Consider the following 22,714-nt stretch of genomic DNA (forward strand, 5'->3'; position numbering starts at 1 on the left):
AGGGCGCGGGGTCCGTGCTGGGGAAACATCATGAGCGTCATGGCGGTCTGCACCGAGGAAGAGGTTTCGAGCATGGTCCACGCCTTCTACGACAAGGTGCGGCATGACGAGGTGCTCGGCCCCATCTTCGACGCCCACATCCACGATTGGGACCGCCACCTGGCGCACCTGGTGGACTTCTGGTCTTCGATCCTGCGCCGCACCGGGCGCTTCAGCGGCGCGCCCATGCCGCGCCACGCGGCCCTGCCCGGCCTGAGCCCGGCCCTGTTCCAGCGCTGGCTGGCGCTGTTTCGCGAGACCACCGGCGCCCTGCCCAACCGCGCCATGGGCGAGCAGGCCTTCGCCATGGCGCAACGCATCGCGCAAAGCCTCTGGTACGGCTACCAGATGAGCCACCGGCCGCACGCCATGCCCGCCGACCTGGTGCTCGACGGAGGCCCGCCGTGCGCCTGACCACCATGACCGACTACGCCCTGCGGCTGCTGATGTACCTCGCCCAGCAACCCGGGCGGCTGTGCACCATCGCCGAGGCCGCGCAGGCCCACGGCATCTCCGAAGCCCACCTCATGAAGGTCACGCACCACCTCGGCCTGCTGGGCTGGATCGAGACCGTGCGCGGCAAAGGTGGCGGCATGCGGCTGGCCCGCGAACCCCACGAGATCGGCCTGGGCGAGGTGGTGCGCGACATGGAGCCCGACTTCCACCTCGTCGAATGCTTCTCCACCGGCAACACCTGCGTGCGCACGGGCGATTGCGCGCTGACCGGCGTGCTGCACAGCGCCCTGCAGGACTTCCTCGCGCGGCTCGACGGCGTCACGCTGGCCGACATCGTGCCCACGCGGCCCCTGCCGGCCGGCCGCGTCACGGTGCACCGCATGGCGGCGCGCTGAGGCCTCAGGCCCGCGGCGGGTTGGGACGGCCCAGCTCCACGACAGGCCCGGTAGAGGCGTACTGGTTGCCGCCCAGGCGCGTGAGCGGGCGGGTGCGCACCACGTCGAAACGCCCGCCGGGCTCGATGAACTGGTCGTCCAGGTGCAATGCCACCACGCGGCCGAACACCACGTTGCTGAACGTGTCGCCCGGGCCGATGGGATCGATGTTCACGATCTGCAGCAACCGGCATTCCATGCAGGCCGGCGAGGCCGCCACCCGGGGCGGGCGCACCTTGCTGCTGGCGGCCTTCTCGAGCCCGGCGATCTCGAACTCGTCGGTGCCGTGGGGCGCGTTGAACGAAGACAGGTTCATCTGCTCGCGCAGGTCCCAGGTCACGAGGTTGGTGACGAACTCCCCGGTGGCGCGCACGTTGGCGATGGTGTCCTTCACCTCGCGGTCGTCGGGCGCGTTGCAGGAGAACATCACCACCGGCGGCGCGGTGGACACCAGGTTGAAATGCGAGAACGGCGCAAGGTTGACGCGGCCGTCCGCGCTGACCGTGCTGATCCAGCCGATGGGCCGGGGCGCGACGATGGCGTTGAACAGCGAGCGCTTGAAATCGGTCGCGGTGTCGAGGTCGATGTACATGGCAGAAGGGTCTCGAAGGAATCAGCGAATGGGGTTGACGATGGCGGCGCCCGGTTCCCCGCGCACCACCTTGGCGAGGTTGTCGGCGGCCTGCTGGCGGCGGCCGAAGAAACCTTCCCAGGTCCACGAGGCCACGTGCGGCGTGTTCAGCACGCGGGGGTGGGCCAGCAAGGGGTCGTCGTGCGCCGGGGGTTCCGGGTCGAACACGTCAAACGCCGCGCCGGCCAGGCGACCGGCGTCCAGCGCGGCAATGAGCGCGGACCGCTCCACCAGCGTGGCGCGCGCCGTGTTGATCAGCACCGCGCCGGCTTTCATCTGCGCCAGCGCCGCCGCATCGAGCAGCGGCCGGTCGCCGGGCAGCGCCGGGCAATGGAGCGATACCGCGTCGCTGTGCGCCAGCAGCTCGTCCATGCCCACGGCCTGCACACCGGGGGGCAAGTCGCGGGCCAAGGGGTCGTGCACGAGCACGCGCACGTTCCAGCCCGCCACCCGCTGCGCCAGCGCGCGGCCGATGCGGCCAAAGCCCACGATGCCCAGCGTGCTGCCGTCCAGGCCGCCCGCAAACACCCTGGGCGTGCGCCATCCGCCGCCCTGCAGGTACTCGCGGGTCCACACGTGCAGTTGCTTGCGCAGCGCCAGCAGCAGGGTCAGCGCGTGTTCGGCCACCGCCACGGCGTCGTTGCCGCCGGGCGTGTTGCACACCGCGATGCCCAGCTCGCTTGCGGCCGCGACGTCCACCGTGTCCACGCCGACGCCGATCTTGCTGATCACCTTGAGGCCGGGCAAGGCCGCCAACACCTCGCGGGTGACGCGGATGCCGCCGGAGATCAGCGCGCCCTGGCAGCCCTTCGCATCGGCGATGAAGTCGGCTTCCAGGTGGCGGCGGTAGTCGGGATCGCGGTTGGGTTGGCCCAGGCGCACGTCGAAGCCCTGCTCGCGCAGCCAGGGGATGCTGGGATCGTCGGGCATCACGCGTTCCCAGATCAGGACGGGTTCGTGGGGTCGGTCGGTCATAAGGCAGGGCTTCTCGGGAATGGGGGTTCAGGCGTCTGGAAAACCAAACACACGGGCGGGGTTGTGGACGAGGATCTGCTCGCGCACGGCGGCGTCGGGCACGGCGCGCGCGAACAGCTCGACCAGGTCGGCGTCGTTGGGCATGGTGGTTGTGGCCACGTCGTACAGCGGGTGCGGCCAGTCGGTGGCCCACAGCATGCGCCCGGGATGGAGCTGGATCACGCGCCGGATCAGCGCCAGCGCGCCGTCGTAGGGCGGCGCGAAGCGGTGGTCCACGCGCGAGACCTTCACCCACCAGTTGCCCCGCGCGACGGCCTCGCGCAGGAAGCGCAAACCTTCGCCATCGAGGTCGGCGGCAGTCAGGTAGGCCAGGTGGTCCACCACCACCTCGGTGCGCAGGTCCAGCAGGAGGCGCGCGTGCTGCGCCAGCTCAGCGGCCGTCGCGTGCAGCGAAACGCTCCAGCCCAGCGCCTCGGCCCGGCGCACCTGGCGGCAAAAGGCGGTGCTGTCGAAGGCCGCGCCAAAGCGCGAGAGGATGTTGAAGCGCGCGCTGCGCACACCGGCCGCCTGCAGCTCCTCGCAGGCCGCGTCGGACACGCTGTCGTCCAGCAGCGCCACGCCCCGGTAGCACGCCGGGTCCGCGCGCAAGGCGCTGAGCAGCACCGCGTGGTCGCTGCCATACACCGAGGGCTGCACCAGCACCGCGCGCTGCACACCCAGGCGCGCGTGCAGCGTGCGCAGTTCATCGAGCCAGGCCACCGGCGGCTCGTAGCGGCGGCCGGGCAGCAGCAGGTCCACGCGCGCGGGGTCGAAGACATGGACCGCGCAGTCGCACGACAACGCAGGCAGCACCACCGCCGGCTTGCGCGTGTCGCGCCGCCAATCGTGGTGCGCGTTCACGCCGCCGTGACGCTGGCGCTGTAGTCGCCCGCGTTGTGCACCCAGCCGCGCGCGATGAAGTCCGCGCGCGGCGGGCTGAACAGGTCGATCAGCAGGTGGTGGCCATCGCCCACGCCTTCGGTGGTGTGCACCAGATCCACCGGCACCACCACCAGCGAGGGAGAAGGCGCGGCCAGGTGCTCGTCGTCGCGCCAGAGGTTGGCGTCCTTGCCCCAGTTCACGCGCAGGTGGTGGATGAAATTCCCCGCCAGCGCGAGCGAGCCCTGCTCCAGGTCGCTGTGGCTGTGCGGGCTGAGCGCCTTGCGGTCGCGCACGCCGTGGTACGACACCCAGTTGATGCTCAGCGTGTCGGTCTGCAGCATCTTCAGGCGCGGGTTGTCGGCCGGCGCGGGCACCTGGGCCATGTCGAACACCTGCACCAGCGGCGCACCAGGCCGGCGGCGAAAGGGCTGGCCCGTGGGCTTGATGCGCGCGTCCGGCTGCGCATACGCGGCCTCGTTGAGCACCGTGGCCGGCTCGATGTCCGGCCGGTGGGAGGCAATCACCGCGCAGGTGCCGGGCGCGGACAGCCTCACGCTGGAGCGGCCGGCGGCCAGCACGCACACGCTGCCCGCTTGGGGCACCACCACGCCGGGCCCCTGCCCGGCTGGCGAGATGACCGCACCCGCGTCGGGAAAGATGAGCAGCATCTCGGCCGTGCTCTCGACCTCGAAGGGCTCGGTGCCCGCCTCGATCCATTCCACGATGAAGTTCTGCGCGCGCATGCGGCGGTGGCGGTTGCCCCGGAGGGTGAGCGCGGGATGCTCCAGGAAGGCCGCGAAACTGCGCGGACGGACACCAGGGGAAGCAGAGGCAGCGGGTGGAAGTGACATGGCGGGAGCGAGGAAGGGATCAGGAATGCAGCGATCATCCCCCGGTCCGCGCCGGCGAAGCAATGCGAACGCCGCCGTTTTCTGCCTGCCGGAAAGCGGGCCCAGTGTCGTTGACACCCCCAGAGCCGCTCGGGAATCATCGATCCATCCCCTTTCTACCCATCGAGACCCGGAGACATCCATGCAATCACTTCAACGTACCCTGCTCGGCGCGCTGGCCGGCGCGGCCCTCGCGCTGGGCGCATCTGCCGCACAGGCGCAGGCCGATGACTTTCCCAGCAAGCCCATCCGCCTCGTGGTGCCGTTCGCCGCAGGCGGCACCATGGACCTGTTCGGCCGCCTCGTCGGCGGCGAAATGGCCAAGGCCCTTGGCCAGACGGTGGTGGTGGAAAACATGCCGGGCGCGGGAGGCTCGATCGCCACCGGCAACGTGGCGCGCTCCGCGCCTGACGGCTACTCGATCTGCTTCTGCGCCACCGGCAGCACCGTCATCCTGCCGCTGATGGACGCCAAGCTGCCGTACAAGGTGGCCACCGACCTGCCACCGGTGGGCCACGTGCTGCGCATCGAGCAGACCATCCTCGTCAACGCCGACAAGGGCGCAGCCAACCTGGCCGCGCTGATCGCCAAGGCGAAGGGCAAACCGGGCGGCATGTTCTACGGCACGCCGGGCAACGGCACCTCCAACCACCTGGCCGGCGAGCTGTTCAAGATCGCGGCCGGGCTGGACATCGGCACCGTGCACTACAAGGGCGAGTCCGCCGCCGTGCTGGACCTGCTCACCGGCCAGATCGATTTCATGGTCGCCTCGGTGTCCTTCGCCGACCCGCAGGTGAAATCGGGCAAGCTGCGCATCCTCGCGCTCACCGGCCCCAAGCGCGTCTCCGCCTACCCCGACGTGCCCACCATCGCCGAGTCCGGCTACCCTGGCTACGAAGCCACCACGCAGGTCGGCCTGCACGTCGCCAAGGGCACGCCAGCCGCGCGCATCGACAAGCTCAACGCCGCCATGAACACCGCGCTCAAGAGCAAGGAGCTGCTCGATCGCATGGCCGCCAGCGGCGTCTCCCCGGTCGGCGGCACGCCTGAGGGCTATGCGGCCTTCCTGCGCCAGGAAAACGACAAGTGGGGCAAGGTGATCAAGCAGGCCGGCATCAAGCTGGAGTAAGCCGCCATGCCCACCACCTTGCTGATGCTCCCGCCGCAGATACCCGCCACCCGCGAGTGGGCGCAGCGGCTGGCCACGGCCCTGCCCGGGCTGGCGATCGTCGTGGCCGAGACCGAGGGCGAGGCCCTGGCAGCCATCGGGCAGGCCGACGCCGCCGTGGGCACGCTCTCGCCCGCGCTGCTGGCGGCCGCGCCGCGCCTGCGCTGGCTGCACTCCCCGCTGGCCGCGCCGCCCACCGGCTACTTCTTCCCCGAGCTGGTGAGCCACCCCCTGACCGTGACCAATGTGCGCGGCATCTTCAACGACCACATCAGCGCGCACATCATGTCCTTCGTGCTGGCCTTCTCGCGCGCGCTGCACCGATTCATCCCGCAGCAGCAGCGCGGCGAATGGCGCCAGCCGCCGCGCTACGAGGGCACGGTGTACCTGCCCGAAGCCACCGCCCTGATCGTGGGCGTGGGCGGCATCGGCGCGGAAACTGCGCGCCTGCTCGCCGCCTTCGGCGTGCACGTGATCGGCACCGACGCGCAGCGCACCGCACCACCCGAGGGCATGGCCGAGCTGCACCCGGCGCAGGCGCTGGACGAACTGCTGCCGCGCGCCGATTTCGTCATCGTCACCGTGCCGCACACGCCCGAGACGCAAGGGCTGTTCGACCGCGCGCGCTTGCAGCGCATGAAGCGCGGCGCCTTCTTCATCAACATCGGGCGCGGCATGACCACCCGGCTGGACGATCTCCTTGCCGCGCTGCAGGCCGGTGAACTGGGCGGCGCCGGTCTCGACGTGTTCGAGCAGGAGCCCCTGCCCGCCGGCCACCCGCTGTGGACGCAGCCGGGCGTGTTCATCACGCCGCATGTGGCCATGTGGGGGCCCTACTACAACGAGCGCCGCTACGCGATCCTGTGCGACAACTGCGAGCGCTTCCTCGCCGGGCGCGAACTCGCCAACCGCGTCGACAAGGCCCTGTGGTATTGAACCGGGGCCTTGCCATGGAGCTCACGGGTATGATCCGCTCCCCCTCCCGCCCCTGCGGGAGCGGTCCGACGACGATGCCCATGGCCGACGACCCCGACGCCCCTGACGACCACCCCAGCGGATCGATCCGGGCCATCTCGCGCGCGCTGCAGATCCTGCGCATCATGAACACGCAGCCCACCTGGAGCTTGCACGGCCTGCACCTGCAGACCGCGCTGCCCAAGTCCACCATCTTCCGCATCCTGCACACGCTGCAGCTCGAGGGTTATGTGCGGCTCGAAGGCGGCGTGGGCGTCTACCGGCTCACGGAGAAGATCCTGGAAATGAGCGGCGGCTTCACCGAGAAGTCGCTGCTGGTCGAAGTGGGCTCGCCCCTGGCGCTGCGCCTGACCAAGGCCATCAAATGGCCGGTGGCGCTGGGCGTGCTCGATGGCGACGCCATCGTCGTGCGCTACAGCGGCATGCCCTACAGCCCGATCGCCGCGCACGCCACCACCATCGGCCGCCGCCTGGGCCTGGCCGACACCGCCATGGGCCGGGCCTACCTGGCCTTCTGCCCCGAAGTGGAGCGCGAGATCCTGTTCGACATGCTGCGCGCCTCACCCGGCGGCAGCCGGCTGGGCCACGAGGAACTGCTGCTGCAGGAACTCGCGGCCATCCGCCAGCAAGGCTACGCGGTGCGCCAACCCAACCCGCAGCGGCGCACGGCCACCCTGGCCACGCCGGTGATGCACCGCACCGAGGTCGTGGGGCTCATGGGCATGACCACCTTTGGCAACCTCATGACGCCGGCGACGGTGGCGCAGTGCGCACCGCAGCTGCAGCAGGCCGCCACCGCCGTGAGCCAGGCCTACGGCGCGCGCCTGCCCCAGAGCCCCGACACCGGCGCGCCTTTCTGACCTGCGGAAAGTCGCGCCATGGCGCTTGCCGCGCCCGGCTGGCGTGGCGACCATGGCGGCTCGGGCAACACCGCCCGCATCCCACCCAGAGGAAACACCGTCCGATGAAAACCCGGGGCCACATCCGCCAGCGCGCGCTCACGCTGGGCACGTTCGTGAAAACCGACTCGCCCCAGATCACCGAGATCCTGGGCACCACCGACCTCGACTTTGTGGTCGTGGACGCCGAGCACGCGCCCTTTGACCGCCTCGCGCTGGACCGCCACATGATGGCCGGGCGCGCCAGCGGCATCCCGGTGCTCGTGCGCATCCCCGACAACGCGCCCGCCACCATCCAGTCGGTGCTCGACCTGGGCGCCGCCGGCCTGCTGGTGCCGCGCGTGGACAGCGCCGCCCAGGCCCGCGAAGTGGTCGCGCGCGCGCGCTACCGCCAGGGCAGCCGGGGCTTTTCCATCTCGCCGCGCTGCGCCGGCTACGGCACCCTGCGCATGGCCGACGCGCTGGACGCGGGCGACCAGGCCCTCATCCTGTGCCAGATCGAAAGCCCCGACGGCGTCACCGAAGCCTTCGACATCGCGTCCACCCCCGGGGTGGACGGCCTCTTCATCGGCCGGGCCGACCTCGCCCTGTCGATGGGGCTGGACGACAACCGCGCGCCCGCCGTCTCCGAGGCCTGCGGCCGCATCATCGAAGCGGCCAAGGCCGCAGGCGTGAGCGCGGCCATGTTCGTGCCCAACGAGGCCGAAGCCATCGCGTTCCGCGAACGCGGCATCGACTGCTTCGTGGTTTCGTCCGATCAGTCGCTGCTGCGCCAGGCGACCCAGCAGTTCGCCGCGGCCTCCACCGCGCTGCGCCAGACGGCCGCGCGGCGCTGAGGGCTCAGGCCGCCATGCCCAGCCGGCGCATCCAGCCGGCCAGCGCCTGTTCGTTCGCATTGCCGGCCTCATAGGCCGCCAGCATCGCGGCGTGCGACTCGGGCCGGTGCTGGTTGAGCTTGACCTTGCACTGAAGATCCGTCACCCGCAGCTCGAAAGCGGTGATGCCTTGCATCAGCCGGTGCTGGAAGTCTTCGTCCAGCCCGCGCCACTGGGGGGCGTAGGCCGGGTCGTGGTCGTGGATCAGGTGCTTGAGCAGGCGGTCCTTGTCGTCGAAGGCCTCCAGCACGCGCGCCTGCACCGTGGCATGCACCGCCAGGTAACTCCAGGTCGGCACGCGGGCCAGGTCCGGGTAGACGCGCGGCGTCATGTAGGCGTGCGGCCCGAGAAAAGCCACCACCGCGCGCGGGCGGGCCGTCAGATAGCGCCCGTGCGCATTGGGCTTGGCGCAGTGGCCCAGCAGCGTGAGGCCGCCCTCCTCCTGCAGCAGGTGCAGCGGGAGGTGGGTGACGAAGGGCAGGCCCTCGTCGTCGGTGGAGATCAGGCTGGCAAACGGATGCGCGCGCATCAGCTCCAGGGCGATGGCGGGGTCCTTGGCGGTGAACTGGGGTGGCAGATACATGGCGCGGCCTCTTGGGGAACAGATCACTGTAACGCCGGTTCGCAGACGCCGCGCCCGCTCCTATCATGAGCGCAGGGCCCTGCGCATCGCCATGCGGCGACCTGGAACCGCCCCGACCATCGCCACACCACCATGAACCTCCTGAACCACCCCGCCTTTCAAAGTCTTGTGCTGCCCCTGCTGCTGTGCATCGCGGGCGTGGCCGCCCTGCTGCGCGCGGCCGGGCCCAACCGGGCCGCGCTCGGCGCCGCCCTGGGCCTGCTGGTGGCGTTCGCCGTCTTCCCCGGGTTCGACTGGCCCGCCGCGGCCCGCGCACAGAAATTGCCCTGGATCGCGCTGGCGGGCACCGCGATCGCCGCACTGTTGCTGTGGCGAGCCACCCGTGGCCTGCCCACCGCTCGCCCCTGGTGGCGCGGCATCGCCTTCGCAGCCGTGCTCACCCTGGCCTGCCTGGGCCTGGCGGCGGCGGCTGGGCTCGGCGGTTCGCTGTTGCTGGCCCAGCTGGCGCTGATGGTGGCGGTGGCCACCGCCGTGCCGGGCCTGTGGTCATGGTGGCGGCCTTCTTCCGGGCTGTGGATGGCGCCGGCCGCCCTGCTGCCCCAGCTGCTGGCCGCGCTGTGGATCGCCGCGGCCCTGCCCATGGCCCCCTGGAACGCCGGGGCCGCCGGCAGCGCCACCGACGACCTCTACTACACCCCGCAGTGGAAATGACCCCACGGCCCGGCACCTGTCGCGCAATGCGATGATGGCCGCCATGCCACCACCCACGGACGCCACGACCGCCCCGGACATCCCCGCCGACTGGCCCGCCCTCTGGCAGCAGATGCTGCACGCCCGCACCACCGGGCAGGCCGCCCAGCCGCTGCACTGGTGCGCAGAGCACGGCTGGCAACTGGCGAGCGCCGAGAGCTCGCGAAGCGCCGAGCTGTTCACGCTCTACAAACCCTTGCTCGATGCGCGCCACGGTGGCCGCGACACCCCCTGGGCCGTGGCCCAGCTCGGCCAGAGCCTCGACGGTTTCGTGGCCACGGTCACCGGCGACTCCTACTACGTCAACGGCCCGCACTGCCTGCTGCACCTGCACCGCCTGCGCGCACTGTGCGACGCGGTGCTCGTCGGCGCCGGCACGGTCGCCATCGACAACCCCCAGCTCACCACGCGCCGCGTGCCCGGCCCGCAGCCGGTGCGCGTGGTGGTGGACCCCGCCGTGCGCCTGGACGGCCGCTCGCGCGTGTTCCGCGATGGGCAAGGCCCCAGCCTCTGGGTCTGCGATGCGCGGCACGCCGCGCTGGCCCGCGAGCGCCTGGTCGGCGCGCCGGCCGAGGTTCTGGCGGTGGACGGCCTGCTCGACGCGCAAGGCGACGGCTACCGCCCCGCGCTCGTTGCAAACGCCCTGGCCGCGCGAGGCCTGCGCGTGCTGTTCGTCGAAGGCGGCGGCATGACGGTCTCGCGCTTTTTCACCGCCGACGTGCTCAGCCGCCTGCACCTCATCATCGCGCCCGTGCTCATCGGCCAGGGCCGGCGCGGCCTGCGCGCACCCGCGCACGATGTCATGGCCGACTGCCCTCGCCCGCCCACGCGCACCCTGCCCCTGGGCGAGGACATGCTGTGGGACCTGGACCTCAGCCGATCACGCCGCGCTTAGGGCGCTGGCCTCGTCGAGCACCACGAACTCGTCGCAAGCGGCCATGAAGGCCGGCGAGGCGCAGCGCAGGCCGAAACCGTAGGCCGGCAGACCCCGTTGCTGGATGCGCCCGACCAGCCCCGTGTAATCGCTGCCCGACGACACGAGGCAGAAACCGTCCACCGCGCCGGTGAGCAACAGCTCCATCGCGTCCATCACCAGCAGACTGTCGCTCGCGTTCTTGCCCTTGGTGCAGCGGAACTGATGGCACGGCTGGATGGCGAGCGTGTGCAGCACGTTCTTCCAGGGGGTGAGCTGTGGCCCGGTCCATTGACCATACGCGCAGCGCACGGTGGGCTTGCCGAAGGTGGCGGCCCTCTCCATGAGCGGCGCGGCGTATCGCGCGCTGAGGTTTTCGGCATCGATCAGCACCGCCAGGCGCGGTGGACGGGGCGTGAGGATGAAAGACGATGGGTGTTGCTCGAGCCGGTGACTGGCCGGCACTTCCGCAAGACGCGCTTCACCCCAGGGCCAGCAGGTCCACGTGCCCCACCCGCAGGCGGCCGGACGCGGCCTGGGCGTGCCGCCGCTGGCGCCACGCCTCCAGCGCGGCGAGGGCCGCAGGCTCCTGCTCGCACGCGGCGTGGGCGATGCCGTCGATGAGCGCGTGCTGCAGCGCGCCAGCGTGGGCGCTTTCCAGGCTGTGGATGCGCCAGTCGCTGGCCGCGCTGAACACGCGGTAGCCGCTGCCCTGCAACGCGCGGCGCAAGGCCGGCACGGCAGCGGCGCCGAGCGCGGGGCCAAAGCCCTTGTCGCGCCGCTGGTGCTGCGCGAACAGCCGGTCCACGGTCGAGTCCAGCGGGTCGGCGGGGTCCCATTCGTGGTGGCCGTCCACGTTGAGGGTGAAGAGCATGGCCGCGCGGGCGGCCACGGCGTGCGACACCAGCCGCTGCAACCAGTCGGCGCTCACGAGGTCGAGCAAGGCCGACGCGGTGACGAGGTGGGCCGCGTGCCAGGGCAAGGTGTCCAGGTGGCGCGCGAGGTCCAGTTGACGGCAGACGCTGGCGACCTCGAAGCCGGGGCCGCTGGCGCTGGAGGGCCAGCCGTGCAGCAGCGCGGCGTCGTGGTCGACCACCAGCCATTGCTGCGGCCCGCCCAGGCGGGGGGCGAGCCAGCGCTGGTTCGCGCCGGTCCCGCAGCCCAGGTCGATCACGCGCCAGGGCGTGCCCGCCGGTGGGGCCATGGCATGGAGCCGCGCGGCCAGTTGCAGGTGCCGGGCGGCCTCGTCGCGCGCTGCGGTGTCGAAGGGCTCGCGCTGTTGCAGCCAGTCGGCGCTGAAACGGGCGCCGCTCATGCCACGGCCTCCAGCACGGCCGCATAGCGAGCGGCCTGCTGCGCCCAGGTGGGCAGCGCGGCGGCGGCTTGGCGCGCGCCAGCGGCCAGGTGCTCGCGCAGCCCGGCATCGGACAGCACGCGCTCCAGCGCGGCCTGCAGGGCGGGCCCGTCACCGGCGCTCACCTGCAGGCCCGCACCGGCAGGCAGGGTGTGGGCCAGCGCCCCGCCATCGGTGGTGACGACGGGCAGGCCATGGGCGACGGCTTCGGCGATGACCATGCCGTAGCCTTCATAAAGCGAGGGCAGCACGAAGACATCGGCCGCCAGGTAGTGGGCGCGCAGCGCCGGGCCCGGCAGCTCGCCGTGCCAGACGACGCGCTCGCCCAGCGGCGCGGCCAGCGCCTGCAGGCGCGCGGCGGTGCCGGGGTCGCGTTCGGCGCTGCCCACGAGGTGCAGCACCCACGGCAGCCGCGTGAGGCCGGCAAGCGCCTGCAGAAGCAGCGCATGGCCCTTGCGGGGCGTGAGCGTGGCCACGCAGAGCAATTGCACCGGGCCCGCCGGCCGGGCCTTGGGCGGTGGCAGGGGCGCAGGGTCGGTGCCGGGCTCCACCACGGCGATGCGCTCGGGCGGGACGCCCAGGTCGGCCACGTCGTCGAGGGTGCGGCGGCTGGGCACCACCACCTGCCGCGCCAGTTGCAGGGCCTGCGCTTCGGCCGCGCGCAGCTGCGCGCTGTCCGCGGCGCTCAGGCCGGTTTCCAGGTGCAGCGGGTGGTGCACATGGGCGACCCAGCGCAGGCGGCGGGCGTGCGGCCGCACGGCGCGCGCCAGCGCGCCGAAGGCCAGGCCGTCGGCGATCACCAGGGCCCCATCGGGCAGGGCCGCGATCCGGGCCAGCGCGGCCGAGAGGTCGCTGTCGTCGGGCCAGGGCCAGGCGCCGTCGAGCACCTGCGGCAGCACCGTCCAGCCCTGCTCGCCCAGGGCCAGCGAGAGCCGGCGGTCGTAGGTGTAGCCGCCGGTGGGAATGTGCCAGTCGCCCGGCAGCAGAAAGTGGAAGGTGCGCGGGCCGGCCATGGCTCAGACCGGCAAGCGGCCTTCGTAAGAGGCCCACGCCACATGCGATTCGTGCAAGGTCACTTTCATCTGCTGCAGGCCGGCCGACTGCGCGTCAGGCAGCGCCTGCGCGCCGAGCGCACCGGCGGCGATGCGCACGGCGATGTGGTCGAAGATCACGCGCGCCAGGAACTCGGTGGTGGTGTTGCGCCCCTTGAACTCGGGCATGTCGTCCAGGTTCTGGAAATTGAGCACGGCCAGGGTTTCGCGCAGGACCTGCGTGGCCAGGCCGATGTCGACCACGATGCCATCGGCGTCCAGCGACTCGCGGCGCAGCTCGAGGTCGACCACGTAGGTGGCGCCGTGCATGCGCTGCGCCGGTCCGAACACCGCTCCCTGGAAGCTGTGGGCGATCATGAAGTGGTCTCTGACGTTGACGGCGTACATCGGTGGAGGGTCCTTTGAAGGGCGGGAAGGTTCAGGCAGGGTAGTCGATGCGCTGGCACAAGGTGTCGGGCGCATCGGTGCCGGCCAGGCGCGCGAGCACCTGCGGCAGCTCGGCGAAGGGCGCGGCGTGGGTGACGAGCGCGTCCAGTGCCGGCTCGGTGAGCAGCGAGAGCGCGAGTTCCAGGCGCTGGCGGTGGCTCCAGCGGTCGCGCTGGCGCCGGGCCACATGGCCGACCTGCGAGCTCTTGAGCGTGAGCCGCTGGGAGTGGAAGGCCTCGCCCAGCGGCACGCTGACGAGGCGGCTGCCGTACCAGCTGAGTTCGAGCACGGTGGCTTCGAACGCGGCCAGGCCCAGGGCGGTGGCCAGCCCGGCCGACTGGCCACTGGTGTGGATGACCAGATCGGCCTGCGGCTGCGCGGCTTCCGGCAAGGCAAAGCCGGCACCGAGCGCGGCCGCGATGCCCGCGCGCGCGGGGTTGGTGTCGACCACTTGCACGCGGCCCTCGGGCAGGCGCGCCGCGAGCCAGGCCACCAGCAGGCCCAGTGTGCCGCCACCCACCACGGCGATGCGGTCGCCCGGGTTGGGCTGGGCGTCCCACAGCGCGTTGATGGCGGTCTCCAGGTTGGCAGCCAACACGGCGCGCGCGGCGGGCACGCCGGCGGGCAATGGCACCAGCGCGGCCGCGGGCACCTGGAACATGGTCTGGTGCGGGTGCAGGCAGAACACCTCGCGCCCCAGCAGCTCGGGCGGGCCGGCTTCGACCACCCCCACGTTCACATAGCCGTATTTCACCGGGCCGGGAAAGTCCCCCGCCTGGAACGGCGCGCGCATGCGCTGCGCCTCGCTGGCCGGCACCTCGCCCCGGAACACCAGGCCCTCGGTGCCCCGGCTCACGCCGGTGTGCAGGGTGCGCACGCGGGCCATGCCATCGGGCAGCGGTGGCAGGGTCTCGTCGCGGATTTCGGCGCGGCCGGGGGCGATCACCCAGCAGGCCTGGGCGGCAATGGCGGCGGACGGATCGGCGGCGATGGGCATGGGCCTGCGAGAAATGGGGTGGCGCTGGGAGTGAGGTAGTTTGACCCATGACGACATTTCCACATTAGTCGAAATATCGTATGATCCAGCCATGAACGAAACCGACGTCATCCGCGCGCTCGGCGCCCTGGCCCACCCGCTTCGCCTGCGGGTGTTCCGCGCCCTGGTGGTCAATGGCCAGGCAGGGCTCACGCCGGGCGTGATGAGCGAGGCGCTGGGCATTCCCAACACCACGCTGTCGTTCCACCTGAAGGAGCTGACTTCGGCGGGGCTGGTGACGCAGGAGCGCTCCAGCCGCCACCTGGTCTACCGCGCCGCCTTCGAGCAGATGAACGGGCTGCTCGGCTACCTCACCGACAACTGCTGCCAGGGCGCGGCCTGCGCCGTGGACGGCGAGCCCGCCTGTCCCTGCTGATCTTTCAACGACCTCCACCATGACCACGCACCCTCCTATGAACGTGCTCTTCCTCTGCACACACAACTCGGCCCGCAGCATCCTGGCCGAGGCCACGCTGAACCACCTTGGCAAGGGCCGCTTCCGGGCCTTCTCGGCCGGCAGCAGCCCGCGCGAGAACCAGCAACCCCATCCACTGGCTCTGGAGGTCCTGCGGCGCGCGGGCATTTCCACCGAAGGTCTGCACAGCAAAAACTGGGATGAGTTCGGGTCGGCGGATGCGCCCCACATGGACCTCGTCATCACGGTGTGCGACAACGCCGCAGGCGAGACCTGCCCTTACTGGCCCGGCCAGCCCGCCACCGCGCACTGGGGTTACGCCGACCCGTCGGAGACCAAGGGCACGCACGAGCAGCAACTGGAGGCCTTCCGCGAAACCCTGCTGGCCATCCGCCGGCGACTGGAGCTGCTGGTCAACCTGCCGCCGGCCAGCGTGGACCGCCTGGCGCTGCAGCGCACCGCGCGCGAACTGGCCCAGCGCTGAGCCGGTATGCCCACCGCCGTCCTGATTTTTGCGGTCACGCTGCTCCTCGTCATCTGGCAACCCCGGGGCCTGGGGATCGGCTGGAGCGCGCTGCTCGGCGCCCTGGTGGCGCTGCTGGCGGGTGTCGTTCAACTGGCCGACATTCCCGTGGTCTGGAACATCGTCTGGAACGCCACGGCGACCTTCGTGGCGGTCATCGTCATCAGCCTGGTGCTGGACGAGGCGGGTTTCTTCGAGTGGGCTGCCCTGCACTTTGCGCGCTGGGGCGGCGGGCGGGGCCATCGCCTGTTTGCCCTCATCGTGCTGCTGGGCGCGGTGGTCGCTGCGCTCTTCGCCAACGATGGGGCTGCCCTGATCCTGACGCCCATCGTCATGGCGATGCTGCTCGCGCTGGGTTTCTCGCCGGCCACCACGCTGGCCTTCGTCATGGCGGCGGGCTTCATCGCCGACACGGCCAGCCTGCCCCTGGTGGTGTCCAACCTCGTGAACATTGTCTCGGCCGATTTCTTCGACATCGGTTTCAACCGCTACGCCGCCGTGATGGTGCCGGTGAACCTGGCGTCCGTGGCCGCCAGCCTGGCGGTGCTCTATGGCTTCTTCCGCCGCGACCTGCCGGCCACCTACGACGTGCGCCAGCTCAAGGTGCCCGCCGCCGCCATCCGCGACCTGAACACGTTCCGCGCCGGATGGGGGGTGCTGGCGCTCTTGCTGGTGGGCTTTTTCGGGCTGGAACCGTTGGGCGTGCCGGTGAGCGCGGTGGCCGCGGTCGGTGCGGTCATCCTGCTGGCCGTGGCGGCCCGGGGCCACGTCATCGGAACGCGCAAGGTGTTGAAGGACGCGCCCTGGCAGATCGTGGTGTTTTCGCTGGGCATGTACCTGGTCGTCTACGGCCTGCGCAACGCCGGCTTGACCGGCCACCTTGCCACGCTGCTGGACAGCTTCGCCCAGGGCGGCGTGTGGGGCGCGGCCATGGGCACGGGTTTCCTGGCGGCCGCGCTGTCGTCGGTGATGAACAACATGCCCACGGTGCTGGTGGGCGCGCTGTCCATCGAGCAGTCCGCCGCCACCGGCGTGGTGAGGGAGGCCATGGTCTACGCGAACCTCATCGGCTGCGACCTGGGCCCCAAGATCACGCCCATCGGCAGCCTGGCCACGCTGCTGTGGCTGCACGTGCTGGCGCGCAAGGGGGTCACCATCGCCTGGGGTTACTACTTCCGGGTGGGCGTGGTGCTGACGCTGCCGGTTCTGGCGGTCACGCTGGCGGCCCTGGCTCTTCGCCTGGGCGGCACCTGACGCGCGCACGCCGGGTGCGGCCCGGCGCCGGTGAACGAATCGACCCGGGTGGTGTCGGATGGGGGAGCGTGCCATGATGGCCGCCACCACCCATGAAGATCAACGGAGCTTCCCTCGGCGCCAACGCGGGCCTCGCCGGCCTGCGGCGTGACGCCGCGCGCGACCTGGCGGTGGTGGCTGCGCTGGTGGGCGTGCTGGCCAGCGCGCTGGGCGCGGCGGGCGGCCTGGGCCTGGACTACATGGCCAAGACCTGGCTCGTGTACGGCCTGGGCGCCTGGCTGGTGTGGCGCGCGCTGCCCCACCACCGGCACCCCCGCTTTGGCGCCGCCAACCGCGTGACGCTGGCGCGGCTGGGTTCGATGGCCCTGCTCGCGGCCCTGGTGGGCGAGGCCCTTCCGCGCCCGCCCCTGGCTTCGATGGCCCCGGTGGCGTGGGGGCTGGTGGTGACGGCCACCGCCACGGCCCTGCTGGACGCGGTGGACGGCGCGCTGGCCCGGCGCAGCGGGCTGGCCAGCGCGTTTGGCGCCCGTTTCGACATGGAGACCGACGCGGCCTTCACCCTGGTGCTGTGCGCGCTGGTGCTGCAGGCCGGTCAGGCCGGGCCCTGGGTGCTGGCCTCGGGGCTGATGCGCTACGCCTTCGTGGCCGCCTCCCGGCCGTGGCCCTGGCTGGCTGGCACGCTGCCGCCGAGCAAACGCCGCCAGACGGTGTGCGTGGTGCAGATCACCGCGCTCATTGTCTGCCTGGGCCCCATCGTGCCGCCCGGGCTGGCGGCCTGGCTGGCCGCTGCCAGCCTGGCCTTGCTGAGCCTCTCTTTCGCCATCGACATCCGGACCCTGGCGCGCCAGCGCCCCACCCTCAAGGAGACCTGAGCCATGCGCACTTCTGTTTTTTCCTTGTCGTCCCTCCTCCTGCCACTGGCGCTGTGCGCCTCGCTCCTGGCCGCCGCGCCCGCGCACGCCCAGGCGGCCCGGTACGAGCTGGACCCGGACCACATCACCATCGCCTTCCTGGTGGACCACATCGGCTACGCCAAGGTGCTGGGCCTGTTCCGCTCGGCGCGCGGCAGCTACCGCTTTGACGAGGCGACGGCCACGCTGTCGGACGTGCGCATCGAGGTGGAGACGGCCAGCGTCTTCAGCAACCAGCGCAAGCGCGACGAGCACCTGAAGGGGCCGGATTTCCTCAACAGCGGCGAGTTTCCCCGCATGGTGTTCACGGCCGGCAGCGCACGGCGCACCAGCGAGCGCAACTTCGAGATCAACGGGCAGCTGGAGCTGCTGGGCAAGTCGCTGCCGCTGACGCTGCAGGCGACCTGGAACAAGAGCGCCGAGTCGCCCATGGGCGGCCCGCTGCGCAAGCCTTACACCATGGGTGTGTCGGCGCGCGGCAGCTTCAAGCGCAGCGCCTACGGCATGAACTACGCCGTGTCCAATGGCTGGGTGGGTGACGACGTGCCGCTGATCATCGAGTTTGAAGCGGTGCGCCAGTGAGCGGGGCGCGCGCCGCGCCGCCGCGCTGGTGGCCGTGGCTGCTGCGCTTTGGCCTGGCGTTCGCGCTGCTGAACGCGCTGTGGACCTTTGAAAACCGCTGGCCGGGTTTTGGCGGGCGCACCATGCCCCGCCTGTCGTTCGAGTTGTGCCTGGCCGTGGCGGCGCTGATGGGCTGGGTGCTCTGGCGCGGCCGGCTCTCGGCGCGCGCGGCGACCGCGCTGGCGCTGGGCTTCGTCTTCCTGGCGCTGGTGCGCTACGCCGACGTGACGGCCCCGGCCGTGCTGGGTCGGCCGGTCAATGTGTATTGGGATGGGCGCCACGCGGCCGAGTTGCTGCGGCTGGCCGCCCAGACCTTGCCGACCTGGCAGTGGCTGGGCCTGGCGCTGGCGCTGCCACTGGGCGCGGCGCTGCTGGTGGGCCTGGTGCGCCGGGCGATCGAGGTGCTGGCGCAATGCCTGGCCTGGGAGCGCCCCAGGCCCTGGCTGCTGGGCTCCGTGGCGGCCTGCAGCCTCAGCTTCGCCGCCTACGTGCCCGGTGAGCGCGACACGCGCTGGTTCTTTTCGCTGCCGCTCACCCCCACGCTGCTGCACCAGGGCCAGTTGCTGGCGCGCGTGGCCTGGCCGGCATCGGCCGAGTCGGTGCTGGGCGCGAGCCCGGCTTTCGACGGCGACCTCTCGGGCCTGGTGGGGCCGCGGGGCCCCGCAGACGTGCTGCTGGTGTTCGCCGAGTCCTACGGCACGGTGAGCTTCGACCGGCCGGAGCAGGCTGCCGGGCTGGCGGCGGCGCGCGTGGCGCTGGACGAGGCCATCCAGGCGGGCGGGCGTACCGTGGTGAGCGCGCGCGTGACCGCGCCCACCTTCGGCGGTGCCTCATGGCGCTCGCACGCTGCGCTGCTGGCCGGCGTGGACACCAGCGACCCGGGCGGCCACGACCTGCTGCTCGCCAGCGACCGGCCCACGCTGGTGCGCCATTTCGCGCGCCACGGCTACCGCACGGTGGGCTGGATGCCGGGCCTCAAGCGCCCCTGGCCCGAGGGCGCGTTCTACGGCTTCGACCGCCTCGCGAAGGACGCCGACATGGGCTACAGCGGGCCCGACTTCGGTTACTGGCGCATTCCCGATCAGGCGGCGCTGGCGCTGCTGCACACGCAGGAGCTCGCGCCCGCTGCGGATCGCGCGCCGCGCTTCGTGGTGTTCCCCACCACCAGCACCCATGCCCCGTTCCACCCGCTCGCGCCGTTCGTGCCAGGCGGCTCGCTGCGGACCGGCCCCGAAACGTACAGCGCAGCGCAGGTCTCTGCCGCGCTGGCCGCCCCGCTGGCGGTGCGCGAGCCCCTGCAGCCCTATCTGGACAGCCTGCGCTACCAGCACGCCTGGCTGGCCGACTACCTCAAGCAGCGCCCGGACCGGCCTCAGGTGGTGGTGGTGGTGGGCGACCACCAGCCGCCCGCACTGGTGAGCGGGCCGGCGCTGTCGTGGGAGGTGCCGGTGCACGTGATCAGCGAGGACCGCGCCCTGCTGCAGCGCCTGCTGGGCAACGGGTTCGTGCCCGGCCTTGCGCCGCCGGCCCAGGCGCTGGGGCCGATGCACCGGCTGACCGAGGTGCTGCTGGCGGCGTTCGACGCGCCTGGGGCGAGCGAGGTGCGGGGCTTCGAGCATGTGGGCGCGCCCGCGAGCAGCCCGCCGCACCCCGGGTCCTGAAAGGCGTCAGGCCATGAGCCAGGCGTGCACGTCGCCCGAGGGCGCATGCGCTGGCAGGGCCTGCAGCCAGTCGCGCATGGCCCCGGCGCCCTCGCCTTCGGGCCTGAGCAGCCGCTGCTGCTCGCCCAGCGACACGGCATAGCGGTAACGCCCCGGCCCAGCCAACGCTTCCAGCCGGTCGATGCAGCCCAGCGCCACGTCGCGCACGGCCGGCACGAATTCGAAGGACAGCGCCGGCAGGGGCTGGCTCAGGCCCATGAGCACCTCCAGCTCGAAGCCCTCGACATCGATCTTCACGAAGTCGGGCCGCCCATGCGTGGCGATGAGCGCGTCCAGCGTGGTCACGGGCACGAGTGGCCCAGCTTCCCAGCGCACCCGCCGAAACGACGGGGCCGCCCCCGCGCGCCGCACGAAATCGGTGGAGAGCGTGGCCACGCTGGGCGTGCGCGGGCTGGCCAACAGGCGGGCCTGGCCAGGCGCGCGGCCCAGGGCCTGCGGCAGCAGCGCCACCTGCGCATCGTGGCCGAAGCGGCGCCCCAGCAGCCGCACGAAATCGGGTTGTGGCTCCAGCGCGACCACGCGCGCACCGAGTTGGCGAAACGCGGCCACGCGGTTGCCGGCATGGGCGCCGACGTCGAACGCCAGCCCTCCGGCTGGCAGAAAGCGGCGGTAGAAACGGCGCAGCTGGGCGCTGCGCCAGGGGATGGCGCGGTAGACCAGGAAAGAGCGCAGCAGGCCGAGCGGGCGGTCGATCGCGCGGCTCATCTCGGGCGCTGAGGTGGCAAGGGGATGAGGATCATCCTGACGGTCCGGTTGGCCGCCTTCTCGGTGTCCTGCCCGGTCAGCGCGGGGAGATCCTTCTTGGCCAGCGGCGCGACGAAAATGCGCGCTGCCCCAATGCCGCCTTGCTCGCGCAGCAGTTCGGCCACGCTGCGGGCGCGTCGCATGGCGAGCGCGTCGTTGAGCGCGTCACCCCCGACGGTGTCGGTGTGGGCCACGATCAGGATGCCCACGTCCGGGTGCGCGCGCAGGTGGTCGCGGGCCTTGTCGATGTCGGCCACAGCCTGCGCAGAGAGTTCGGCCTTGCCGCTCGCGAACAGCAGCGGCGGCAGCACCGGCAAGGGATCGGCCGCGGCCACTGGCGATGGGCTCGACGGCAGCACCACGTAGACGGTGGGCGCGCTGGCCGCGTCCTGCTTGGGCGCGTTGGAGGCCACGGCGAACACGGCGATGAAGACGATCGCCGCCAGACCGGCCCAGAAGACGGTGTCCGTGCCTTTGGACACACGCACATGCAGGCGCGTGAACGCGCTCCAGTGGTTGATGGCCGCCAGCGCGTCGGCGAGTCGGTCGTATGCTTCCTTGCGATCGGCTTTCGTGGTGTCGGCCTGGTAGTGCGCCCAGGCCTGGCGCTTCTCGTCGATCAGGCGGCTCAACGAGTCGATGCGCGGGCTGTTCGGGTCGTTGGGGTCGCGCCTGGGCAGCAGCTCCTCCTTGCGCCGGGCGAACTCGGCTTGCACCGCGAGGATTTCGGCGTCCTGGGTGGTGTCGATCAGGAGATGGGTGTAGGCCAGATCGGGGGTGAGCACGAACAGCAGGCGGCGCACGGACCAGCCCAGCAACAGCAGCGACGCCAGCAAGGCCACCGAGGCCACGATCCAGCGCGGGCTGAACGGTTCGAGCGCGCCGTAGCCGGAAAACGGCGCGCCTGCCAGCAGCACGCCAGCGATGCCGCCGAAGACCGCGATCAGGGTCTTGACGTTGTCGCGCAGGCTGGCCTTGGCGACGGCATAGGGGTCGGCGACGGCCATGGCGCGCTACTCCAGCGGGTCGTTCTGCCAGAAGCGCAGCACGTCCAGGCCCAGGTCTGGTTCTTTCAGCAAGTTCTGCAGCCGGGCCAGTTCATGGCTGGCATCGGGCGACGACATCGTGCCGACATCCACGTCCAGCACCCTGATGGCGCCCAGGCGCAGGGGCTTGACGCGCGTCACCCGCTGTCGCACCAGGCGCTCCAGGCTTTCGGGATCGAGGCCCTTGAATTCGGCGAGCTTCCAGCGCTCCACGCCCACCACATCGACCGTGAAGAGATCCCGGGCGTCAAACGGCGCTTGCGTGCTGGATTCGATGAACATCACCCCCGGCGGCGTGGCCGGCTCGGGCGCGGGCGGTCGAGGCGGTGGTGGGGGCGATGGGGATGCCGCTGGCGAGGCGGCCGGTGGCGGGCTGGCGGTGGCGTCGGGTCGGGCGCCGCCCCCGCCACCGCCGGGGAGCTTGACTTCAATCCAGTCCTGCCCGCACTGGATCTGGATGGTGCCGTAGGGCGTGAAGGTGTATTGGATCGACATTCCGCATCCCTCCTCAGGCACTGGAAGTCACGGGGTTCCCGGGCCGCCGGGGCCTCTGACACCGCCCGCCGCAGAATATCACCTCCGTTGGCAAATGCCCATACCGCGCGGACTGCGCACGCTATCTCAACACGCAGCTGACCCGCTCCACGCCCCGGTCGGGCGGCTCGTCGAAACCGGCCTCCAGGCCGTGCTTTCGCATGAAGGCGAGCATGCGCAGGTTGACGTCGAGCACGTCGCCGTAAAGGTGGCGCAGGCCGGCTTGGCGCGCGCCGGCGATGAGGGTGGTCATCAGGCGGCTGGCCACGCCGGAGCCCTGCCAGCCGTCGAGCACGCTCAGGGCCAGCTCGGCGCTGCCCTGTTCGGCATCGACCACATACCAGCCCGCTTCGCCGACGATGGCCTCGCCGTCCGGGCCCCAGATGCAGGCCACCCAGGCCGCGTGGCGCACGCCGTCGGCGTCGACCAGGTAAGCGATCAGCTTGGGCGAGGCTCCGTTCACGCTGCCGTGAAAGCGGTTGCGGCGCGATGCGCTGCTGAGCCCCAGCACGAAGCCCTGCATGGTTTGCGAGTCTTCGATTCGAACGCGGCGCACGAAGACAGGCGG

General features: G+C 71.5%; 28 protein-coding genes. 14 read left to right on the top strand and 14 right to left on the bottom strand.

All coding sequences use genetic code 11. The annotated features are described in order from the left end of the window. Positions 1–30 precede the first annotated feature (30 nt). The gene (locus tag KIT86_RS01940; RefSeq protein ID WP_297394495.1) at positions 31–453 is read left to right on the top strand and encodes a group III truncated hemoglobin; all 423 of its coding nucleotides are present in this window, start codon (positions 31–33) and stop codon (positions 451–453) included. Next, positions 444–890 (top strand): Rrf2 family transcriptional regulator, encoded by a 447-nt coding sequence (locus KIT86_RS01945; protein ID WP_297394498.1) that lies wholly within the window; start codon positions 444–446, stop codon positions 888–890. The genes KIT86_RS01940 and KIT86_RS01945 overlap by 10 nt, the downstream gene beginning before the upstream one ends. 4 nt (positions 891–894) lie before the next feature. On the opposite strand, the gene KIT86_RS01950 is transcribed toward KIT86_RS01945, so the two are convergent. Genes KIT86_RS01950 through KIT86_RS01965 form a run of 4 tightly spaced genes read right to left on the bottom strand, consistent with a single transcriptional unit; the run spans position 895 to position 4,307 of the window. Further along, entirely contained in the window at positions 895–1,521 is a 627-nt protein-coding gene (locus KIT86_RS01950; RefSeq protein WP_297394500.1) for a flavin reductase family protein, read from the bottom strand. A gap of 21 nt (positions 1,522–1,542) precedes the next feature. Continuing rightward, complete coding sequence (locus KIT86_RS01955; protein ID WP_297394503.1) at positions 1,543–2,535, bottom strand: NAD(P)-dependent oxidoreductase; 993 nt, start codon at positions 2,533–2,535, stop codon at positions 1,543–1,545. Positions 2,536–2,562: 27 nt separating this feature from the next. Further along, entirely contained in the window at positions 2,563–3,435 is an 873-nt protein-coding gene (locus KIT86_RS01960) for an amidohydrolase (RefSeq protein WP_297394507.1), read from the bottom strand. Then, positions 3,432–4,307: a hypothetical protein gene (locus KIT86_RS01965; protein ID WP_297394510.1), complete on the bottom strand. Its 876-nt coding sequence runs from the start codon at positions 4,305–4,307 to the stop codon at positions 3,432–3,434. Before KIT86_RS01965 ends, KIT86_RS01960 begins: the two co-directional genes overlap by 4 nt. 181 nt (positions 4,308–4,488) lie before the next feature. Between KIT86_RS01965 and KIT86_RS01970 the strand changes: the two genes are divergently transcribed. The 4 genes from KIT86_RS01970 to KIT86_RS01985 all read left to right on the top strand — a co-directional run bounded on the left by KIT86_RS01970 (position 4,489) and on the right by KIT86_RS01985 (position 8,224). Continuing rightward, positions 4,489–5,475: a tripartite tricarboxylate transporter substrate binding protein gene (locus KIT86_RS01970; RefSeq protein ID WP_297394512.1), complete on the top strand. Its 987-nt coding sequence runs from the start codon at positions 4,489–4,491 to the stop codon at positions 5,473–5,475. A gap of 6 nt (positions 5,476–5,481) precedes the next feature. Beyond that, the gene (locus tag KIT86_RS01975; protein WP_297394514.1) at positions 5,482–6,450 is read left to right on the top strand and encodes a D-2-hydroxyacid dehydrogenase; all 969 of its coding nucleotides are present in this window, start codon (positions 5,482–5,484) and stop codon (positions 6,448–6,450) included. A gap of 80 nt (positions 6,451–6,530) precedes the next feature. Further along, a complete protein-coding gene (locus tag KIT86_RS01980) occupies positions 6,531–7,349 on the top strand; it encodes an IclR family transcriptional regulator C-terminal domain-containing protein (RefSeq protein WP_297394517.1) in 819 nt (272 codons plus the stop codon). 104 nt (positions 7,350–7,453) lie between these two features. Then, positions 7,454–8,224 carry an aldolase/citrate lyase family protein gene (locus KIT86_RS01985; RefSeq protein ID WP_297394519.1) on the top strand — a complete coding sequence of 257 codons (771 nt, stop codon included), beginning with the start codon at positions 7,454–7,456 and terminating at the stop codon, positions 8,222–8,224. Positions 8,225–8,228: 4 nt separating this feature from the next. On the opposite strand, the gene KIT86_RS01990 is transcribed toward KIT86_RS01985, so the two are convergent. Beyond that, positions 8,229–8,846 (bottom strand): FMN-binding negative transcriptional regulator, encoded by a 618-nt coding sequence (locus KIT86_RS01990; RefSeq protein WP_297394521.1) that lies wholly within the window; start codon positions 8,844–8,846, stop codon positions 8,229–8,231. A gap of 132 nt (positions 8,847–8,978) precedes the next feature. Here KIT86_RS01990 and KIT86_RS01995 point away from each other — a divergent pair, with 132 nt between their 5' ends. Together KIT86_RS01995 and KIT86_RS02000 are read left to right on the top strand one after the other, a co-directional pair. Then, entirely contained in the window at positions 8,979–9,557 is a 579-nt protein-coding gene (locus KIT86_RS01995) for a hypothetical protein (protein WP_297394523.1), read from the top strand. Positions 9,558–9,600: 43 nt separating this feature from the next. After that, positions 9,601–10,491, top strand: coding sequence for a RibD family protein (locus tag KIT86_RS02000; protein ID WP_297394527.1), 891 nt, complete (start codon positions 9,601–9,603; stop codon positions 10,489–10,491). Here KIT86_RS02000 and KIT86_RS02005 read toward each other — a convergent pair. The 5 genes from KIT86_RS02005 to KIT86_RS02025 are packed head-to-tail and all read right to left on the bottom strand — an operon-like array spanning position 10,477 to position 14,338. Further along, positions 10,477–10,974: an NYN domain-containing protein gene (locus tag KIT86_RS02005; RefSeq protein WP_297394530.1), complete on the bottom strand. Its 498-nt coding sequence runs from the start codon at positions 10,972–10,974 to the stop codon at positions 10,477–10,479. The two genes, KIT86_RS02000 and KIT86_RS02005, sit on opposite strands and share 15 nt — an antisense overlap. A gap of 16 nt (positions 10,975–10,990) precedes the next feature. Beyond that, on the bottom strand, positions 10,991–11,824 hold the full coding sequence (locus KIT86_RS02010) for a hypothetical protein (RefSeq protein ID WP_297394533.1): 834 nt from the start codon (positions 11,822–11,824) through the stop codon (positions 10,991–10,993). Then, positions 11,821–12,876: a glycosyltransferase family 4 protein gene (locus tag KIT86_RS02015; RefSeq protein ID WP_297394535.1), complete on the bottom strand. Its 1,056-nt coding sequence runs from the start codon at positions 12,874–12,876 to the stop codon at positions 11,821–11,823. Before KIT86_RS02015 ends, KIT86_RS02010 begins: the two co-directional genes overlap by 4 nt. Before the next feature lie 3 nt (positions 12,877–12,879). Further along, on the bottom strand, positions 12,880–13,302 hold the full coding sequence (locus KIT86_RS02020; protein WP_297394538.1) for a 6-carboxytetrahydropterin synthase: 423 nt from the start codon (positions 13,300–13,302) through the stop codon (positions 12,880–12,882). Between the two features lie 31 nt (positions 13,303–13,333). Continuing rightward, positions 13,334–14,338 (bottom strand): zinc-binding alcohol dehydrogenase, encoded by a 1,005-nt coding sequence (locus KIT86_RS02025; protein ID WP_297394540.1) that lies wholly within the window; start codon positions 14,336–14,338, stop codon positions 13,334–13,336. A 91-nt stretch (positions 14,339–14,429) separates the two neighbouring features. Between KIT86_RS02025 and KIT86_RS02030 the strand changes: the two genes are divergently transcribed. From KIT86_RS02030 to KIT86_RS02055, 6 genes are all read left to right on the top strand, one after another. Then, positions 14,430–14,753: a helix-turn-helix domain-containing protein gene (locus KIT86_RS02030; RefSeq protein ID WP_297394543.1), complete on the top strand. Its 324-nt coding sequence runs from the start codon at positions 14,430–14,432 to the stop codon at positions 14,751–14,753. 19 nt (positions 14,754–14,772) lie between these two features. Next, the gene (locus tag KIT86_RS02035) at positions 14,773–15,276 is read left to right on the top strand and encodes an arsenate reductase ArsC (RefSeq protein ID WP_297394546.1); all 504 of its coding nucleotides are present in this window, start codon (positions 14,773–14,775) and stop codon (positions 15,274–15,276) included. Positions 15,277–15,282: 6 nt separating this feature from the next. Next, positions 15,283–16,569 (top strand): arsenic transporter, encoded by a 1,287-nt coding sequence (locus KIT86_RS02040; RefSeq protein WP_297394548.1) that lies wholly within the window; start codon positions 15,283–15,285, stop codon positions 16,567–16,569. A 92-nt stretch (positions 16,570–16,661) separates the two neighbouring features. After that, positions 16,662–17,441, top strand: a complete 780-nt coding sequence (locus KIT86_RS02045) for a CDP-alcohol phosphatidyltransferase family protein (protein ID WP_297394551.1) — start codon at positions 16,662–16,664, stop codon at positions 17,439–17,441. A gap of 3 nt (positions 17,442–17,444) precedes the next feature. Continuing rightward, entirely contained in the window at positions 17,445–18,062 is a 618-nt protein-coding gene (locus KIT86_RS02050; RefSeq protein WP_297394554.1) for a YceI family protein, read from the top strand. Continuing rightward, positions 18,059–19,762 (top strand): sulfatase-like hydrolase/transferase, encoded by a 1,704-nt coding sequence (locus tag KIT86_RS02055; protein WP_297394555.1) that lies wholly within the window; start codon positions 18,059–18,061, stop codon positions 19,760–19,762. Before KIT86_RS02050 ends, KIT86_RS02055 begins: the two co-directional genes overlap by 4 nt. 6 nt (positions 19,763–19,768) lie before the next feature. On the opposite strand, the gene KIT86_RS02060 is transcribed toward KIT86_RS02055, so the two are convergent. From KIT86_RS02060 to KIT86_RS02075, 4 genes are all read right to left on the bottom strand, one after another. Then, complete coding sequence (locus KIT86_RS02060) at positions 19,769–20,527, bottom strand: FkbM family methyltransferase (protein WP_297394558.1); 759 nt, start codon at positions 20,525–20,527, stop codon at positions 19,769–19,771. Then, positions 20,524–21,573, bottom strand: a complete 1,050-nt coding sequence (locus KIT86_RS02065; protein ID WP_297394561.1) for an OmpA family protein — start codon at positions 21,571–21,573, stop codon at positions 20,524–20,526. Before KIT86_RS02065 ends, KIT86_RS02060 begins: the two co-directional genes overlap by 4 nt. 6 nt (positions 21,574–21,579) lie before the next feature. Beyond that, positions 21,580–22,107 carry a hypothetical protein gene (locus KIT86_RS02070; protein WP_297394563.1) on the bottom strand — a complete coding sequence of 176 codons (528 nt, stop codon included), beginning with the start codon at positions 22,105–22,107 and terminating at the stop codon, positions 21,580–21,582. 121 nt (positions 22,108–22,228) lie between these two features. Continuing rightward, complete coding sequence (locus tag KIT86_RS02075; RefSeq protein ID WP_297394566.1) at positions 22,229–22,702, bottom strand: GNAT family N-acetyltransferase; 474 nt, start codon at positions 22,700–22,702, stop codon at positions 22,229–22,231. Positions 22,703–22,714: the final 12 nt, after the last annotated feature.

Origin of the sequence: Hydrogenophaga sp. (genome assembly GCF_026125825.1) — a bacterium.
GTDB lineage: Bacteria > Pseudomonadota > Gammaproteobacteria > Burkholderiales > Burkholderiaceae_C > Hydrogenophaga.

Excerpts from the sequence above, each read along its gene's own strand:
- KIT86_RS01940 (WP_297394495.1), top strand. The coding sequence starts at position 31 with ATGAGCGTCATGGCGGTCTGCACCGAGGAAGAGGTTTCGAGCATGGTC.
- KIT86_RS01950 (WP_297394500.1), bottom strand. The coding sequence starts at position 1,521 with ATGTACATCGACCTCGACACCGCGACCGATTTCAAGCGCTCGCTGTTC.
- KIT86_RS01955 (WP_297394503.1), bottom strand. The coding sequence starts at position 2,535 with ATGACCGACCGACCCCACGAACCCGTCCTGATCTGGGAACGCGTGATG.
- KIT86_RS01965 (WP_297394510.1), bottom strand. The coding sequence starts at position 4,307 with ATGTCACTTCCACCCGCTGCCTCTGCTTCCCCTGGTGTCCGTCCGCGC.
- KIT86_RS01970 (WP_297394512.1), top strand. The coding sequence starts at position 4,489 with ATGCAATCACTTCAACGTACCCTGCTCGGCGCGCTGGCCGGCGCGGCC.
- KIT86_RS01975 (WP_297394514.1), top strand. The coding sequence starts at position 5,482 with ATGCCCACCACCTTGCTGATGCTCCCGCCGCAGATACCCGCCACCCGC.
- KIT86_RS01980 (WP_297394517.1), top strand. The coding sequence starts at position 6,531 with ATGGCCGACGACCCCGACGCCCCTGACGACCACCCCAGCGGATCGATC.
- KIT86_RS01985 (WP_297394519.1), top strand. The coding sequence starts at position 7,454 with ATGAAAACCCGGGGCCACATCCGCCAGCGCGCGCTCACGCTGGGCACG.
- KIT86_RS01990 (WP_297394521.1), bottom strand. The coding sequence starts at position 8,846 with ATGTATCTGCCACCCCAGTTCACCGCCAAGGACCCCGCCATCGCCCTG.
- KIT86_RS01995 (WP_297394523.1), top strand. The coding sequence starts at position 8,979 with ATGAACCTCCTGAACCACCCCGCCTTTCAAAGTCTTGTGCTGCCCCTG.
- KIT86_RS02000 (WP_297394527.1), top strand. The coding sequence starts at position 9,601 with ATGCCACCACCCACGGACGCCACGACCGCCCCGGACATCCCCGCCGAC.
- KIT86_RS02010 (WP_297394533.1), bottom strand. The coding sequence starts at position 11,824 with ATGAGCGGCGCCCGTTTCAGCGCCGACTGGCTGCAACAGCGCGAGCCC.
- KIT86_RS02015 (WP_297394535.1), bottom strand. The coding sequence starts at position 12,876 with ATGGCCGGCCCGCGCACCTTCCACTTTCTGCTGCCGGGCGACTGGCAC.
- KIT86_RS02020 (WP_297394538.1), bottom strand. The coding sequence starts at position 13,302 with ATGTACGCCGTCAACGTCAGAGACCACTTCATGATCGCCCACAGCTTC.
- KIT86_RS02025 (WP_297394540.1), bottom strand. The coding sequence starts at position 14,338 with ATGCCCATCGCCGCCGATCCGTCCGCCGCCATTGCCGCCCAGGCCTGC.
- KIT86_RS02030 (WP_297394543.1), top strand. The coding sequence starts at position 14,430 with ATGAACGAAACCGACGTCATCCGCGCGCTCGGCGCCCTGGCCCACCCG.
- KIT86_RS02035 (WP_297394546.1), top strand. The coding sequence starts at position 14,773 with ATGACCACGCACCCTCCTATGAACGTGCTCTTCCTCTGCACACACAAC.
- KIT86_RS02040 (WP_297394548.1), top strand. The coding sequence starts at position 15,283 with ATGCCCACCGCCGTCCTGATTTTTGCGGTCACGCTGCTCCTCGTCATC.
- KIT86_RS02045 (WP_297394551.1), top strand. The coding sequence starts at position 16,662 with ATGAAGATCAACGGAGCTTCCCTCGGCGCCAACGCGGGCCTCGCCGGC.
- KIT86_RS02050 (WP_297394554.1), top strand. The coding sequence starts at position 17,445 with ATGCGCACTTCTGTTTTTTCCTTGTCGTCCCTCCTCCTGCCACTGGCG.
- KIT86_RS02060 (WP_297394558.1), bottom strand. The coding sequence starts at position 20,527 with ATGAGCCGCGCGATCGACCGCCCGCTCGGCCTGCTGCGCTCTTTCCTG.
- KIT86_RS02065 (WP_297394561.1), bottom strand. The coding sequence starts at position 21,573 with ATGGCCGTCGCCGACCCCTATGCCGTCGCCAAGGCCAGCCTGCGCGAC.
- KIT86_RS02070 (WP_297394563.1), bottom strand. The coding sequence starts at position 22,107 with ATGTCGATCCAATACACCTTCACGCCCTACGGCACCATCCAGATCCAG.